Here is a 15,331-nt window from a genome sequence, read left to right on the forward strand (position 1 = left end):
GGGCATAAAAAAACACCAGCAAGAGCTGGTGTTTTTTTATTTGAAGCAGTTTTACTTGGCTTTGCGGCGGCGCGCGGCAAAGAGGCCCACCAAACCGATTCCCATCAATGCATAGGTTTCTGGCTCTGGAACAGGGGCTGTTACTTTGTTTAATTTCACATTATCAAGGTAAGTACCGAGGCTGTCGGAATTGCCAGTGGCCTTGAAAACGAGAAAGCTGTAATTGGCGCCAATTACTTGCTGACTAAATGTTTGCCAAGTGTTGGCTGACACGGCAGTTGGGTGCAAATCAGCAATCAAGCTATTGGCATTGGCTGCCTTGATGATTGAATCTGCGCTGGCATTTTTACCCAGTGTGTTAATCCAGAAAGCTTGCAAGCCATTGGTTTGCGCGCTGGTATTGGGGCGTGCGGTGAAATCAAAGCTCAGATTATAGGCTTGGCCTTTTTGAGTGTTCACTCGCTGATACATTTCGCTATTGTTGTAACTATCCAGTTCAACGAATTGATTGCCCGCTGCAGCAGAGCCAGTCACATTGCGTTGAATTTCGATGCCAGCACCAGCCAAAGTAAACCAAGTGTCACCTGCAGATTGGAATACGCCCCAAGTGTGATTGGCTAATTTGGGCGATTCAAAGCTACCATCTTTGATCAAATTTGCATTTGCAAAGGCGGGAATACTTAATGCAAGAGCAAGCAGTGTTTTGCGCATATTTCAAAATTCCATTGTATTTTTATTGAGCGTGAATTTTACCAAATACAAAGTTCGAATCAACGCCACTTGTCTGTTTTATTGCTTAAATTGCAGGAAAGTGCGCTTGTATTTGTAAGCAAAGATCGAGCTTCAATTTTCGGAATAAAAAACCCCGCCGTAGCGGGGTTGAATCATCGAAATTGAAAATTAGCTGTTATTTCAATCGCTCAGACCATTGTGGCGCAACAGTGCATCAATCGCAGGAGCGCGACCACGGAAGGCGGCAAATGATTCGGCTGCAGGGCGTGAGCCGCCCACGGCGAGGATTTCCTTGCGGAAACGCGCGCCTACGGCCGGGTTAACCACGCTGCTACCAGTTTGATCCGCTGCTTCTTCGAATGCCGCATAGGCGTCGGCGCTTAATACTTCAGCCCATTTATAGCTGTAGTAACCTGCCGCATAGCCGCCCGCGAAAATATGGCTGAATGATTGCGGGAAACGGTTGTATTCGGGTGGCAAAGGCAGTGCCAATTCTTGCTGTACGGCTTGGGCGAACGCAGTGAGATCACCCGCCGAAACGGCTTCTGATTTCTGATGTAGCGCCATGTCGAAGATCGAGAAATAGAGTTGGCGCTGCAAGCCAGAGCCACTGTGGAAGTTTTTCGCAGCCAGCATTTTATCGAACAGTGGGCGGGGTATCGCCTCAGAAGTCTCGATATGCTTAGTCAGTGCAGGCAATACCTGCCATTCCCATGCAAAGTTTTCCATAAACTGGCTCGGTAATTCAACTGCATCCCATTCCACACCGCTGATGCCCGATACTTCGAGCTCATCGACTTCGGTGAGCAGGTGATGCAGGGCATGGCCCATTTCATGAAATAGCGTAATCACGTCGTCGTGCGGCAGCATGGCGTCTTTACCATCCACGCCGCTGGCGAAATTGCACACAATCAGCGCGACTGGCGTTTGCACAGTGCCATCGGCTTTGAGTTTGCGACCACGCACATCATTCATCCACGCGCCGCCTTGCTTGCCTTCGCGCGCGTGCAGATCCATATACAAACCACCAACCAGCGAGCCGTCATTATTTTTCAATTCAAAATACTGTACATCGGTATGCCACACGGGGGCTTGTGCAGGAACGAATTGCAGGCCATACAGCTCGGAAATCAGCTTGAATAGGCCCGCCAATACCGTGGGTTCGGTGAAATATTGCTTCACTTCTTGTTCGCTGAACGAATACTTTTGCTCGCGCAGTCGCTCGGAAACCAAGGCCAGATCCCAGGCTTCAAGTTTCTCGATGCCAAATTCAGCTTTAGCAAACGCTTCCAGCTCGGCACGGTCTTCCAGCATATATGGCTTGGCGCGCACGGCGAGGCCTTTCAAGAATGAAATGACTTGTTCCGGGCTATCGGCCATTTTGGTCACGAGCGAAGTTTCGCCAAAATTCTCGTGGCCGAGCAATTGCGCGCTTTCCTGTCTCAGTGCCAATATTTCAGGAATCAACTGGCCGTTATCCCAATCCGCTTTGCCAAACTCAGAGGCGCGCGTGACATAGGCTTTGTACAATTGCTCGCGCAAAGCGCGGTTTTGCACGTATTGCATCACCGGCAAGTAGCTCGGCATTTTTAGCGTGATTTTGTATAAATCAGTTTTGCCGTCAGCCGCGGCTTGCGCAGCGGCGGCAGCCAGATTGTCGTCTGGTAGGCCAGCCAGTTCGTCTTTGGTCACGTACAGTGCAAAATCATCAGTTGCATCGAGTACGTTTTGCGAGAAGCGGGTGGTCAGCTCGGAGAGTTTTTCTTCGATGTCTTTGAAACGGTTTTTCTGCTCGGCAGGTAATTCAGCGCCTGAGAGCACAAAGCCACGGATTGCGTCGTCGATAATCACTTTGCGCGTGGGGCTGAGCGCAGCGTATTCGCGCTCTTTGACTGCTTTATACAGCGCAAACAGTTTTTCGTTTTGCCCCAATTCGGTAAAGAAATTTGAAATACGCGGGATGTTGCTATTGTAGGCGTCGCGTAATTCGGGGGTATTGACCACCGATTCCAGATGCCCAATCACACCCCAGGCGCGACCAAGTTGTTCGAGCGGGTCTTCCAATACCGCCAGACTATCCCAGCTAGGCTCGGTGATATTTTCCGCCGCAGCGATTGCCGCACTGGCATTGGCTAGCAGGGTATCGAGCGCAGGATTAATATGCTCAGGCTTTACTGACGCATACTGGGGTAGGGTAGATAAATCGAGCAGCGGATTGTTCGAATTATTCACGAAGGTCGTTGTCATAGGGCGCTCTCAGGTAGAATGCGGTTCAGAAGATCATATTTAGATGGGTGCGTTCAGCATGAATTCAAGCAAGCGCACCGTAACAAGGTGATAGGCATGGCAATTGAACAATTTGATGGCATTACACCCGAAATCGGCTCTGGCGCTTGGGTCCATGCGCAGGCCAGTGTGATTGGTGAAGTGAAGCTCGGTAGCAATGTGTCGATTTGGCCGGGCGCCGTGCTGCGCGGCGACGTGAACCATATTCATATCGGTGCTGATTCAAATGTACAAGATTGCAGCGTGCTGCACACGACGCATAAACGGCCTGACGACCCATTGGGGGCGCCGCTGGTGATTGGCGAGCGCGTCACGATTGGCCATGGCGTTATGCTGCACGGTTGCACGATCGGTAATGAATGCCTGATCGGGATGGGTACGATTGTCCTCGATCGCGTGGTGGTGCAAGACCATGTAATGATCGGCGCGGGATCACTGGTGCCACCGGGCAAAGTCCTCAAATCTGGGTATTTGTATATGGGACGCCCCGCCAAAGAAGTGCGCGCTTTAACTGAAGATGAAATTGCGCATTTCAAATATTCGGCAGCACACTACGTAAAATTGATGAGTAAATACCGCGACGCGTAGCCTGATAGGCCATCGTCTTCAAAAGGGTAATGATGAATAAACCAAAACCATTCGCGATGATTCGCGAGTTTCATTTGGCCGACTGGTTCACGCTGGGCAATGCAGTGTGTGGCACGGGGGCCTTGTTTGCTGTGATGTCGTATTTGCAGCTCTCCGATCCATTGCATTTGCACTTTGCCTCAGGCTTGATTTTTATTGCCTTGGTGTTTGATATTTTGGACGGGCGTATCGCACGCTGGCGGCAAAAATCATCGGCGCTGGGGCGCGAGCTCGATTCGCTGGCCGATGTGATTTCCTTTGGTGTCGCGCCAGCGGTGATGGGCTATGCCTGCGGGATGCAAGGCTTGTATGACCGGATCATCTTGGTGTTTTTTGTCGCTTGCGGCGTGTCACGCTTGGCGCGCTACAACATCACCGCCGAGACGTTGTCGGCGGGGGGCGATAAGGTGAAGTATTTCGAAGGGACGCCGATTCCGACTTCTTTGTTATTGATTTTGGTCTTGACCATTGCCGTGTCGCAAGGCGCGATTGGCAGTCAGCTGTGGTTTGGAACCGTGACCCTACTGGGGTTTCATCTGCATCCGCTGGCCTTGATGTTTGCGGTGTCAGGTTCGCTAATGATTAGCCGTATTCGGATACCTAAACTCTAAGTTAGGCATGTATTGCTTTGAATGTATTGTAAATATTAATGTTGAATCCAATACATCAGGGTGGTATTTGTAGTTTGTGTTGTAAAGGTCAATAGGATGTATGGTTAAAAAAAGTTTGAACAGTATTTTGCGCACTTGGCTTGCGGGGCTACTCGCTCTGTTGCCTTTGCTGGTCACTATGTCGTTGCTGGCTTGGGTGGTCAATTTACTCAATAGCTATATTGGGCCTAGTAGCGTTGTTGGGCGGATTTTCGCTTTTTTTGGCCAGAGCTTTGTGAATAATCCAGCCCTCGAATATCTGGTGGGGACTTTATTATTGATGGCCGCGATTTATCCACTGGGTATTGTGGTGCAATCGCGCTTGAAAAAGCCGCTGGCGGCCTTGGTCGATCGTACCGTACGGCGTATTCCTGTGATTGGCACTTTATATAATCTGACCGATCGTTTTGTCGGTTTGCTCGATCAAAAGCAAGACGCCGACATCGGTGCGATGAGCCCGGTGTGGTGTCTGTTTGGCGGTGATGGTGTCGCCGTTCTGGCGCTGATGCCCAATCCAGAGCCCGTGGAGATTGAAGGGCGCGAATATCAGGTGATCTTGGTGCCGACCGCCCCAGTGCCCATTGGCGGTGGTTTGCTGTATGTGCCCAAAGAGTGGATACGTCCGGCCAACATTGGGGTGGATAAATTAACCAGTATTTATGTCTCGATGGGGATTACGCCACCGCCAAATTTGGCCAAAATGGCGGGTACGAGTCCGACGATTCTTAACTAATGAGCTCTACGGGCATACCAAGCTGGATTTGCCCGTAGGATTTGGCGATGATGTTTTGGCCAAATAGTACGCCTTCGGGAAATTTGCGAAATTTCGCCAGCGTGCGCAAAGGCTCTTGTGTACGATCTTTTGCTGCACTGTGCGGGTCAAGTGTAATCATGACGCAACGCTCGCACGGCTTGGCGATTTCGAACTCCACGTCGCCAATGCGAATGTGCTTCCACTGATCTTCAGCAAATGGCTCGGTATTTCGCACGACCAGATTAGGGCGAAAGCGCAACATATCGAATTCTTGGCCTGCGCGACGATTCAGCTCCTTGAGTGAGCCTTCCCCAATCAAAAGTAGAGGATAACCATCGCTAAAGCTGATGGGTACCTCAGGGCGATTCTTGACGTAGCGATGAGACGCCAGGCCGATCCACATTAAAATCACATTTTGCTCTAGATAAGCTGAAAACCAAGCATTTGCTTCGAGTGAGCCGCTGCGGGCACTAAACAATACTTCCCATACATCTGCTTGTTGCTGGTGCTGAAATGCGCCATGGGGCACAAAAAGCTCACTCATATTGGGCGCACTGAAATGAACCCCATCTTCGCTAGGGCTTGCAGTGATTAATAGCAATTGCGGGTGTGTGCGCCCCGTGATGTATTGCCCTTCAGGCGTAGCAACCATCCAGTCTCGATCGAGTGGCAAGCCTTGCGGGCCAACCTGACTGTGTCGAAGTGCTTGAGCTTGGCCTGATTTAAGCGGATAGCGGTAAAGTGCAGCTAGAGAGGGCATCATTCTGAATTTTCCTGTAGAGCGCTGCTAGTGTACCAATAGTGCGGATGAATGTGCCGTTCGGCCTGCATTTGAATCTGCTGGCCGACTTGAAAGCGCAATGCACCTAGCTCGTCAGTGCGCAAAATGGTGGCATTGGCGGATTGATAGCGCGCAATAATCTCTGGTTTCGGATGACCAAATCGATTCATAAACCCCGCCGAGAAAACGGCGTATTGGGCTTGGGTGGCGGAGATAAATGGCTGCGATGACGAGGTTTTGCTGCCATGGTGTGGAACGAGGAGGATATCGCTCCTTGCTAAGCCCGCCGCAATGAGGGCAGCCTCTTCGGCTTTGCCAATATCTGCCGTAATCAAGGCACTGTATTTGCCATTGCTAATCCGCAGTACGCAGCCTTGGGCATTATCGGTCGCCACAGCATAGTTTGCGCTTGGCCAAATGATGTCAAATTGCACCTGATCCCATTGCCAGTGTTGTCCGGCGCTGCATTTGACGGGGCGATGCTGCTGGTATTGAGCTTGCAATAAGGCATGCTCGGCAGGCAAAGAGTGGATTAATTGTCCAATCGGCCAGCGGGCAAGCAGCGTTGGAGCTGCGCCGATATGGTCGTTGTCATTGTGCGAAAGTATCAGCGCATCTAGTTTCATGGCATTCAAGCTGCGCAAGCTTGGCAGCAGGGTGCTGTCGGTGTTGGGGAGTTGCCCCGTATCAAACAGCACCGCATGCGAAGCGGTTTGGATGAGCACCGATAAACCTTGCCCAACATCGAGTGCAATTAATCGAAACTCACCATTTGGCACCATGGGCGGTGCATATAACACCAAGGGTAATAACAAAACACCACCCAAATAGCGCGCAGCAAAGCCTTTCGGTAGCAGCAAAACCATCACGCCCAACATTGCCGCCGGCAACAAATACAGCGGTGGCGGGCTGTGTTGCCAGCTTGCGAAAGGTAAGCTGACACACCACGCTAGCCCTATGTCGCACCAAGCCATGATTTGGGCGCTAAAGTTGAGCACTAAGCCGCTGGGCTCAATCAGGCCGAGCAAGGCCAGCGGTGTCACTATCAAGCTGACCAAAGGGATGGCAAAGGCATTGGCCAGCGGTGAAATCAGCGGGAACTGGCCAAAAATGACGAGCAGTAAGGGTAGTGAACCTAAGGTGGCCGCCCATTGGCTATTGAGCCAGACTCGCCACTGTTGTGCTTCAGCAATTCGGCCTGCACAGGCCCAGAGCAAGATGCCAACAATCAGAAATGAAAGCCAAAATCCAATCGATAACACTGAAAATGGATCAATCAATACGACAATGGAAAGGGCCAGTAGCCAGACCGCGCTGACTGGACTGCGCTGATTTCGCCATAGACAAATTGCAGCGATGATCAGCATGGTTACCGTTCTTTGGGTGGGTATACTCATTCCGGATGTTATAGAGTATGAAATTGCAGCCAATACCCCTGCAATGATGCCAACTCTTTGCGACGCAAGGCGTGACGCGAAGATAGGCATTCTTCGCCATAAGAAGACAGCAACCCCGCCAATCAAACCGGCCAGCATGGTGATATGGAGGCCCGAGATTGAAATTAAATGTGTGACTCCTGTTTGCGAGAATCGCAGCCATTGATCTTTAGGGATTTGATTCTGATCGCCAATCGTGAGTGCTTTGATGACTCCTATGTAGGGGTGATGTCCCAGTTGTTGAGCAATGCGGGTACTTATTTGAGAGCGCCAGCGTAGGATTTGACTATCCCAGCTCAACCCCTCTATTGCTTGATAGGTTTTAACGGTAGCTGTGGCGGCAATATTTTGTTGTAAAAACCAGCTTTCTAAATCAAAGCCAGATGGATTGATTTGGCTATGAACTGGTTTTAATTTGGCGCTGATTTGCCAGCGTTGACCTGCTTGAAAGGGTAGATCCTTGCCATAGGCCGATACTTGGATCAGATCGGGTTGCCAATTGTGTTCAGGTATTGCTTTGTGGGGGCGAAATAAAAAAATCAGTCCATATTGAGTACTCTGGGGCAAAGAGGCAATTTCACCTTCTAGCGTGACCACTTTTCCGACTAATTCAATGGGGAGTCGTTGTGCGATACGTATGCTGGCACGGTACTGCGCCCATGTAAATCCGAGACAGAAAATGAGCCCGCAGATTGCCAAATTTGAGATGAAATAGCGGCGAATCAAAAGTCCTATAACACATGCAACTGTCACAATGACAACAATCGGCCAAGGGCAAAACTTGCTTTGCAGTTGGCTGCTGATCACACCCGCAATAAATGCACATAGGACGGCATAATAAGCAAACAAGGTGTTACAGCGCGTAGAAATTTGGCTAAGATTCATGCTTATTGCTAGCCGAATTACTAGTACATTACAAGTCGATGCTTGAGCATTGAATCAGACTGGGAGAGAGAAACATGCGCTGGGATAAAATGCGTGAAAGCCAAAACGTAGAAGAAGTAGGCGGACAATCATCTGGCCAAGGTGGTGGGCTGCGCCTAGGGCTTGGCGGTATTGCCGTTGTGGTCGTGCTGGGATTATTGCTGGGAAAAAATCCACTAGAAATACTGGGTTTGGTCACTCAGATGCAAGGAGGGGCAGTGCCACACTCCCAAACTGCAGCCCGACCCGTTGATGCTAAATCTCATGAGTTTGTAGCGCGGGTATTGGGTGATACAGAAGATACATGGCAGCAAATCTACCAATCCCATGGTCAGCAATATCAGTTGCCTAAATTAGTTTCTTTTCAGGGATCGGTAAAATCTGCATGCGGTAATGCCAGTGCCGCGATGGGGCCATTTTATTGCCCTGCTGATCAAAAGGTGTATTTGGACTACGCTTTTTTTGACGAGCTGCATCGTAAGTTTGGTGCGCCAGGTGACTTTGCTCAAGCCTATGTGATTGCTCATGAAGTGGGTCATCACGTCCAAAATTTGATGGGTCTCTCAGCCAAAGTCCACCAACAGCAACAACGCTTAAGTAAAGCCGAGGGCAATGCGCTCTCGGTGCGCTTAGAGCTTCAGGCCGATTGCTTTGCAGGTGTATGGGGGCATTCTGCCGCACAGCGAGGTTTGCTAGATGCTGCCGATATGGACGAGGCGTTGGCTGCAGCCAATGCCATCGGGGATGATACCTTGCAGAAAAGTGCTGGTCATGCTGTGGTTCCCGATGCATTTACTCATGGTAGTTCAGAACAAAGGATGCGCTGGTTTAAGCGTGGAATGGAAAATGGTGACATAAAAGCTTGCAACACCTTTGATTCGAATGTTGCGCTATAAAAGACCGCACTTTTCAGTTACATTATGCGCACAAGAATAGGAGGAGTAATGCAAATGCTTAAATATGGTCTCGCGGTATTGTTGGCGCTCAATTTGGTGGCCTGTGGCGATAAAGCTGAAAATCAGGCGGTTGTTCAAAACCAATCCCAATCCCAATCCACAGATCCGCGTTATCAAAATCCACTGCTGAACGCCAATCCTGAACAATTTAAGCAAATTTTGGCTGATTGCGGCAAATTAATGTTTGGTGAATTCGCTGCGCCAGCAGAAGTGCAAACTAAATGCAAAGAAGATATGAAAAAGCGGGCTGCAGAGCTGGGGTTAACTCTCACGGATGCCAATCTTTCAGAGCAGTTGGTTGCTGAGCGGTATAAGTTTACTCAGCGGCAAGCGGATAAAAAGTAATCACTTAAAGCAAGCCTTGTTCACTATCGACGAGCAAATCTAAGCTATTACTCAAACGTTTGCGTAAGGTTTTGCGTGATAGCAATTTTTCTTGAGCTGCAACTGGCAAATCGGTAAGTCGGAGAAGATTTTTTTGGATCAGTACGTCGACTAAGTCTTCGATGACTCGAATTAAGACTATGTCTGAATGGCTCAGGTCCGTATTTGTTGAGCCGAGAAAATGAAGAACGCTGGGGTCATTGTGTGCCAACTGCTCGGTGGCTCCAGCTCGTTCCTCTTGATAGATGGCGATGATTTCACCTCTTGCATTTCTTTCTACGAAAATCATGGCAGCCCTCTGATATATCCAAATAAAAAAACCACGTCTGAGCGTGGTTTTTTCAATTTTGGTGGTTAAACCCCTAGTTCTTCAACCCAATTGAGTGACTGCACATGTGCTTTATTGAGCATATCAGGCGTAATTTGCAGTTGTTCGCATAAGCGTGGGACTTCCGACATTTCGGGGTCTTCACATGCTTCTGCTAACTCGAGGAATGGACCATAAATCCCAGTTCTAAATAGCAAGGCATCGCTAACCGACTCGGGCAGAATCAAGGTTTCCAAGATGTTATCCATTGGCATGTCGAGCAATACATCAAGTAATGAGAACATACCAACAATAAACAGATTGTCCTTGTCCTGACCATCCAGTAAATGAGCACCAAGTAACTCGACAAGACGACCGCGTGTTACTGCCGTTTTTAGTAGAGCAGGTGGAGAACCTGTTTCAGCACCGGCGGTAACTAACAACAAGGTGAGCCAGCGATATAATTTTTGATAGCCCAAAATCGTTACGGCATGACGGAATGATTGAATCTCACATGACAAGCCAAACCCTGCTGAGTTGATATAACGCAGCAATTTGAAAGAAAGAGCAACATCACGTTTTAATGCGTTTTCAATGTCGCGTATTTCTGCATTGTTACGCAACATATTGAGCAAATTAAGAATGTTGGCATAACCGGGGTTGATTACTTTGGCCGATAAAGTCTCTGGATGAGCAAAGTAATAACCTTGGAAGCAATCCATACCAATGTCTAGGCATTGCTTAAATTCATCCTTGGTTTCTACTTTTTCTGCGACTTGCAAAATAGGATGGCGTCGCAATTCCTTTGAAAGCGCTGGAACTTGAGCCAATCCTAATTGCTGAATATCGAGCTTGATGTAATTGGCGAACTCAATCATCGGCGCTGTTTGCGGCGTCAAAATGAAGTCATCAAGGGCGATCCCAAACCCTTGTGCGCGCAAATCAGCAAGTCGGGTTAGCAACTCAGGCGATGGTTGAGTTGTTTCGACAATTTCTAACACAACTCGTTGAGGTTGAAGTAACTCGAGGAAGTTACTTTCCAACATGGATTCAGCGACATTGATAAAAGCAATTTTATTGCCGACGAGCCAATCAGTCCCCATGTTTGATATGGTGTTGACCAAAACATTGGTGCCCGCCTGCATATCGCTAGAGAAGTCAGCAGTGACTGCTTCCTTATTTAAGCGAAACAGCAGCTCGTAACCAATAATCTGCTGCTGCCGATTCAGAATAGGCTGGCGCCCGATAAATGCATGTTCTTGGTTCATATTTCCCGTGGCCTGAGCCGCTTCCTAAGATTTAATATTAGTTAGTGCTGATATTATATTGCAACATCAGTCCATTCAAGAGAACTGTTGAGCAAAACGAGAGGTCTTGATGGCTGAATTATCGGCATTAGCGGAAGCAAGCAGATCTTCCATATCCAAGACCAATACGATCGAACCATCACCAGATAAGGTTGCACCTGCAATACCTTTAGGGCGAATGTGCTGTAACGGTTTGATCACAACATCATCACGACCAATAAAGCTGTCAACAGCCAAAATAAACGAGTGTTCGGCAGATTGCATTAGTACACCAAATTGAGGGATCTGTACTTCTTGCCAGCCAATCAAATTGGCTAGTGATCTAACCGACAAAATCTCATCACGAACAACAATCGTTGCTCTGCCTGACACTTCTTGTACTTGCTCTTGGCGGATAGTAATAATTTCGCGAACCATGGCCAATGGAACTGCAAATGGTTGATCGCACACTTTTACTACCAATACGGGCAGAATTGCTAGGGTCAGTGGCAAAGATATGGTAAAGCGAGAGCCGTCCCCAACTACCGATTGAATATCAACCCGACCATTCAACTTTTGAATATTCGTTTTGACAACATCCATCCCTACGCCACGACCTGAAACACTCGATATTTGATCTTTAGTTGAGAATCCAGGCAAGAAGATGAGTTGCAAAGATTGCTTGTCATCCAAACTATTGGCAGTTTCTATGTCAATCAAGCCCTTCTCAAGAGCCTTTCTGCGAATTACATCTGGCCGCATTCCACGGCCATCATCGGTGATTTCAATTCGGATGTGGTCGCCAACCTGAGTTGCAGATAATTCAACTACTGCTTTTGCAGGTTTTCCTGAAGCAATGCGTTCTTCTGTTGTTTCAACCCCGTGGTCTACTGCATTTCTTACTAAGTGAACCAGTGGGTCGTTCAAATCCTCGAGCATGGTCTTATCAAGCTCGGTTTCTTCGCCGGAAATAATTAATTCAACATCTTTGCCCATTTGGCGAGCTAAATCGCGTGCCAAACGAGGGTATTTTTGGAATAAACGACCAATAGGCTGCATCCGTGTTTTCATCACAGCATTTTGTAGGTCACCAACCAAAAGATCCAATTGCCCAATTGCTTCATCCAGGGCTTTTAGTGTAACGCCATCCATTTTGCCCGACATAATATCGGTGCGAAGGGTCGTTAGCCGGTTTTTAGTTAAGCCAATTTCGCCCGACAAATTGAGTACTTGATCCAGTCGGACGGTATCAATACGAATGGTGGTTTCTTGTGTTGCCAATTGTTGGCTGTTTGTGGCTTGAGCACGTGGCGCAACGGGTGAAGCTGCTGCTGGTTTTAAGCTGAGCATAGGCTCAGAAATCAACTGCGTTGGATTTGCTTCTTCTACGGGCTCGATACGCACAGCTGTAGACTCTATTACAGAGGACGATTCTTTTTGATTGCTAGTTTCATTCAATAGGGAGTTATAGAGTCCTTGCCAATCGTGACCAGTTTGTTCTTGAGCATGGTTGACCGAAGTAGGGGCTGCAGGCTGAGACTGGATCGGTGTAGGTTCGATATTCAAAGTGGTTGGCGCTGCCGTGTTAGATGTTTGACGTCCTTCGAGAACATCGTCTAGCGCTTGTAAGAGTGCGGGATCTACGGGTGACGGAAGACGTGATTGTGACATCGCTCCAAACATATCGCGAACGACGCCTGTAGCGGCAAGGATTTCGTCCATAATTTCAGGATTGAGTTGTAGTTCGCCATTACGCAGTTTATCGAACAGGTTTTCTGTTCGATGGCACAGGCCAACCATTGCATCAACATTCAAAAATCCTGCACCACCTTTAATGGTGTGAAAACCGCGAAAGATATCATTAAGTAGTGCACGATCGTCTGGCCGTTTTTCAAGTTCAACTAACTTATTATCTACTTCTGAAAGTAGTTCTGAGGACTCTGTTAAAAAGTCCTGCAGTAAGTCTTCCATGCCTGCGAAATCACTCATGATTTTCTCCTTGGCCTTGATTTTAGAAGCCGAGGCTTTCTAATAAGTCGTCAACTTGCTCTTGATTTGTTACAACGTCAGTACGACCTTCGGATTTCACGACTGGTCCGTTTAAAAGGCCCGTGTCTTCCGTTTTTGCTGTTGGATTAAACATCAACAGAAAATCTAGCAAATGAGATTCCATCTCTTTTGCCATGACCAAGACTTTTTTAATTACTTGACCCGTTAGATCTTGGAAGTCTTGTGCCATCATAATCTCGAGCATTTGGTTGCTTACTTGCTCTGATTGCTTTGTCGTAGTTGCGAGGTGGGCTCGTGTTCTTTCAACCAAATGCTTGAATTCGTCTACAGACAATTCTTTAGCAAAAAAGCGATCCCATTCTCTAGATAATGCTGTGGATTGTTCGGTAATACTATCTTGCAATGGTTTGGCAACATCAAGTGCATTAAGGGTTCTTTCTGCTGCTTGCTCAGTCATTGTAGCGACATACGATAAGCGATCACGTGCATCAGGAATTGAGCTGGCAGCTGATTCAAGAGATTTATCTAGGCCTAACTCGCAAAGCGTGTCATGTAATTTACGTGTCAGATGGCCGATATGAGAAAACATTGATTTGGCTGGTTCGGCCATTTCTGATGTCGTTTGTGCTTCTGAAGTAGCCGCTTGAGCTGTGGGCGTTGCTGATTCAACAGTGTCAGTCTGATTTGCCTGTACGATGCTGTCGAAAAGTGCTTCTAAATCTACGGAATCACCGCCTTGCATTGCTGGATCACTCACAGTCTTCTCCTGTGCATAAATTTAATTTTTGTGCGGTAAATTACTTACTCATATTGGCAAAAATCTTTTTGAGCTTTTCATCGAGTGTAGCTGCTGTAAATGGTTTAACTACATAACCACTTGCACCTGCAGTTGCTGCTTCAATGATATTTTCTTTTTTAGCTTCTGCCGTCACCATCAACACAGGGAGGTGTTTGAGCTGGGCATCAGAACGAATTGCTTTAAGCAATTCAATTCCTGTCATATTTGGCATATTCCAATCGGTTACAACAAATTCAAATTGCCCGTTTTTTAGTTTATGTAGTGCGACCTGACCATCTTCAGCCTCGTCAACATTAGTAAATCCGAGTTCCTTTAGAAGATTTCGGACAATGCGACGCATGGTAGAAAAATCGTCTACCACGAGAAAACGCATGTTCTGATCTGCCATAACTTACTCCAAGTCAGCACTATAAAAATAATGCATTAATATTATTAAATAATTACAAATACTTAATTGGCCAAAAGAGGGCTTAAAGTATCTGCTAGAATAAATGGGTCAAACTTAGCTACGTAGGCATCAACTCCAACACTTGCACCCATAGCGCGATTTGCGTTTGAAGATAGTGAAGAGTGCATAACAACTGGAATACCTTGGAAGCGATGATCTGATTTAATATGTTTAGTTAATACATAACCATCCATTTCTGGCATTTCAGCATCAACAAGAATTAATTTGAGTTTATCTTTCAAATACTCGCCATCGTGAACAGCACGATTGGCAAGGTTTTGCAATTTATCCCATGCCTCTTTGCCATTGTTAGCTTGATGGTATTTCACGCCAATTTTATCAAGAACACTGACGATTTCTTTGCGTGCGACCAAAGAATCATCAACAAAAAACATAAACGTCTCAGGGCTGATATGTGAAGTAGGTAGGTCAGGAATAACGGGCTCACCGATCACGGTAGCTAGAATTTGTTCAACATCTAAAATTGATACTAATTTTCCATCTGGTAATTCAGTGATTGCAGTAATTAATGCCTGATTTCCTGCGAGCATAGTTTCAGGTGCCCGAACTTTGTCCCAGTCAACACGAATAATACGATCCACATCGTGAACCAGAAATGCTTGAGTATGTTTAGAAAACTCAGTCACGATCATTGTGCTGGTGGTGTCGCCTGTCGGCATTTCTTGGGTCGCAACAAACCGTGCAAGAGCGATGACTGGAATGATATTGCCGCGTAGAGACAATACCCCCTCTACGCCATGGGGCATATTAGGTGTTTTGGTTATTTTGGGTGTCTGGGAAACTTCACGAACCTTGAATACATTAATTCCAAATATTTCTCTAGTACCGAGCGTAAACAACAGAATTTCCATTTTATTGGAGCCTGCAAGCTTGGTGCGCGCATCAACTGTATCGAGTAAATTTGTTTGTTCAGACTTGCTCATGGAGGGC

General features: G+C 47.4%; 15 protein-coding genes. 5 read left to right on the forward strand and 10 right to left on the reverse strand.

The features are described from left to right. Window positions 1-51 precede the first annotated feature (51 nt). Window positions 52-711 carry a PEP-CTERM sorting domain-containing protein gene (locus HQ393_RS17505; protein WP_218871273.1) on the reverse strand — a complete coding sequence of 220 codons (660 nt, stop codon included), beginning with the start codon at window positions 709-711 and terminating at the stop codon, window positions 52-54. A gap of 201 nt (window positions 712-912) precedes the next feature. Next, on the reverse strand, window positions 913-2,979 hold the full coding sequence (locus HQ393_RS02725; protein ID WP_179357333.1) for a M3 family metallopeptidase: 2,067 nt from the start codon (window positions 2,977-2,979) through the stop codon (window positions 913-915). Window positions 2,980-3,075: 96 nt separating this feature from the next. Here HQ393_RS02725 and HQ393_RS02730 point away from each other — a divergent pair, with 96 nt between their 5' ends. The 3 genes from HQ393_RS02730 (at window position 3,076) to HQ393_RS02740 (ending at window position 5,028) form a co-directional block, all read left to right on the forward strand. Then, complete coding sequence (locus tag HQ393_RS02730) at window positions 3,076-3,606, forward strand: gamma carbonic anhydrase family protein (protein WP_179357334.1); 531 nt, start codon at window positions 3,076-3,078, stop codon at window positions 3,604-3,606. 29 nt (window positions 3,607-3,635) lie between these two features. Continuing rightward, window positions 3,636-4,256, forward strand: a complete 621-nt coding sequence (locus tag HQ393_RS02735; protein WP_179357335.1) for a CDP-alcohol phosphatidyltransferase family protein — start codon at window positions 3,636-3,638, stop codon at window positions 4,254-4,256. 100 nt (window positions 4,257-4,356) lie between these two features. After that, window positions 4,357-5,028 carry a DUF502 domain-containing protein gene (locus HQ393_RS02740; RefSeq protein WP_179357336.1) on the forward strand — a complete coding sequence of 224 codons (672 nt, stop codon included), beginning with the start codon at window positions 4,357-4,359 and terminating at the stop codon, window positions 5,026-5,028. On the opposite strand, the gene HQ393_RS02745 is transcribed toward HQ393_RS02740, so the two are convergent. Both HQ393_RS02745 and HQ393_RS02750 read right to left on the reverse strand, forming a co-directional pair. Further along, the gene (locus tag HQ393_RS02745) at window positions 5,021-5,812 is read right to left on the reverse strand and encodes an MOSC domain-containing protein (RefSeq protein WP_179357337.1); all 792 of its coding nucleotides are present in this window, start codon (window positions 5,810-5,812) and stop codon (window positions 5,021-5,023) included. The genes HQ393_RS02740 and HQ393_RS02745 overlap by 8 nt on opposite strands. Further along, complete coding sequence (locus tag HQ393_RS02750) at window positions 5,809-8,151, reverse strand: DNA internalization-related competence protein ComEC/Rec2 (protein ID WP_246307933.1); 2,343 nt, start codon at window positions 8,149-8,151, stop codon at window positions 5,809-5,811. The genes HQ393_RS02745 and HQ393_RS02750 overlap by 4 nt, the downstream gene beginning before the upstream one ends. Window positions 8,152-8,225: 74 nt before the next feature. Between HQ393_RS02750 and ypfJ the strand changes: the two genes are divergently transcribed. Continuing rightward, the gene (gene ypfJ, locus HQ393_RS02755) at window positions 8,226-9,086 is read left to right on the forward strand and encodes a KPN_02809 family neutral zinc metallopeptidase (protein WP_179357339.1); all 861 of its coding nucleotides are present in this window, start codon (window positions 8,226-8,228) and stop codon (window positions 9,084-9,086) included. A gap of 81 nt (window positions 9,087-9,167) precedes the next feature. Then, window positions 9,168-9,491, forward strand: a complete 324-nt coding sequence (locus HQ393_RS02760) for a hypothetical protein (protein ID WP_179357340.1) — start codon at window positions 9,168-9,170, stop codon at window positions 9,489-9,491. Between the two features lie 4 nt (window positions 9,492-9,495). On the opposite strand, the gene HQ393_RS02765 is transcribed toward HQ393_RS02760, so the two are convergent. The 6 genes from HQ393_RS02765 to HQ393_RS02790 form a co-directional block, all read right to left on the reverse strand. Next, window positions 9,496-9,819, reverse strand: a complete 324-nt coding sequence (locus HQ393_RS02765; protein WP_179357341.1) for a hypothetical protein — start codon at window positions 9,817-9,819, stop codon at window positions 9,496-9,498. Between the two features lie 65 nt (window positions 9,820-9,884). Next, window positions 9,885-11,105: an EAL and HDOD domain-containing protein gene (locus HQ393_RS02770; RefSeq protein ID WP_179357342.1), complete on the reverse strand. Its 1,221-nt coding sequence runs from the start codon at window positions 11,103-11,105 to the stop codon at window positions 9,885-9,887. A gap of 75 nt (window positions 11,106-11,180) precedes the next feature. Further along, entirely contained in the window at window positions 11,181-13,112 is a 1,932-nt protein-coding gene (locus tag HQ393_RS02775; RefSeq protein WP_179357343.1) for a chemotaxis protein CheA, read from the reverse strand. 22 nt (window positions 13,113-13,134) lie between these two features. Continuing rightward, complete coding sequence (gene cheZ / locus HQ393_RS02780; protein ID WP_179357344.1) at window positions 13,135-13,890, reverse strand: protein phosphatase CheZ; 756 nt, start codon at window positions 13,888-13,890, stop codon at window positions 13,135-13,137. A gap of 40 nt (window positions 13,891-13,930) precedes the next feature. Next, window positions 13,931-14,320 (reverse strand): chemotaxis response regulator CheY, encoded by a 390-nt coding sequence (gene cheY, locus HQ393_RS02785; RefSeq protein ID WP_179357345.1) that lies wholly within the window; start codon window positions 14,318-14,320, stop codon window positions 13,931-13,933. A gap of 62 nt (window positions 14,321-14,382) precedes the next feature. After that, complete coding sequence (locus tag HQ393_RS02790) at window positions 14,383-15,324, reverse strand: chemotaxis protein (RefSeq protein WP_179357346.1); 942 nt, start codon at window positions 15,322-15,324, stop codon at window positions 14,383-14,385. Window positions 15,325-15,331 lie beyond the last annotated feature (7 nt).

The organism is Chitinibacter bivalviorum, from assembly GCF_013403565.1.
GTDB lineage: Bacteria > Pseudomonadota > Gammaproteobacteria > Burkholderiales > Chitinibacteraceae > Chitinibacter > Chitinibacter bivalviorum.

Coding starts and splice junctions, on each gene's coding strand:
- HQ393_RS17505 (WP_218871273.1), bottom strand. CDS start 711: ATGCGCAAAACACTGCTTGCTCTTGCATTAAGTATTCCCGCCTTTGCA.
- HQ393_RS02725 (WP_179357333.1), bottom strand. CDS start 2,979: ATGACAACGACCTTCGTGAATAATTCGAACAATCCGCTGCTCGATTTA.
- HQ393_RS02730 (WP_179357334.1), top strand. CDS start 3,076: ATGGCAATTGAACAATTTGATGGCATTACACCCGAAATCGGCTCTGGC.
- HQ393_RS02735 (WP_179357335.1), top strand. CDS start 3,636: ATGATGAATAAACCAAAACCATTCGCGATGATTCGCGAGTTTCATTTG.
- HQ393_RS02740 (WP_179357336.1), top strand. CDS start 4,357: ATGGTTAAAAAAAGTTTGAACAGTATTTTGCGCACTTGGCTTGCGGGG.
- HQ393_RS02745 (WP_179357337.1), bottom strand. CDS start 5,812: ATGATGCCCTCTCTAGCTGCACTTTACCGCTATCCGCTTAAATCAGGC.
- HQ393_RS02750 (WP_246307933.1), bottom strand. CDS start 8,151: ATGAATCTTAGCCAAATTTCTACGCGCTGTAACACCTTGTTTGCTTAT.
- ypfJ (WP_179357339.1), top strand. CDS start 8,226: ATGCGCTGGGATAAAATGCGTGAAAGCCAAAACGTAGAAGAAGTAGGC.
- HQ393_RS02765 (WP_179357341.1), bottom strand. CDS start 9,819: ATGATTTTCGTAGAAAGAAATGCAAGAGGTGAAATCATCGCCATCTAT.
- HQ393_RS02770 (WP_179357342.1), bottom strand. CDS start 11,105: ATGAACCAAGAACATGCATTTATCGGGCGCCAGCCTATTCTGAATCGG.
- HQ393_RS02775 (WP_179357343.1), bottom strand. CDS start 13,112: ATGAGTGATTTCGCAGGCATGGAAGACTTACTGCAGGACTTTTTAACA.
- cheY (WP_179357345.1), bottom strand. CDS start 14,320: ATGGCAGATCAGAACATGCGTTTTCTCGTGGTAGACGATTTTTCTACC.
- HQ393_RS02790 (WP_179357346.1), bottom strand. CDS start 15,324: ATGAGCAAGTCTGAACAAACAAATTTACTCGATACAGTTGATGCGCGC.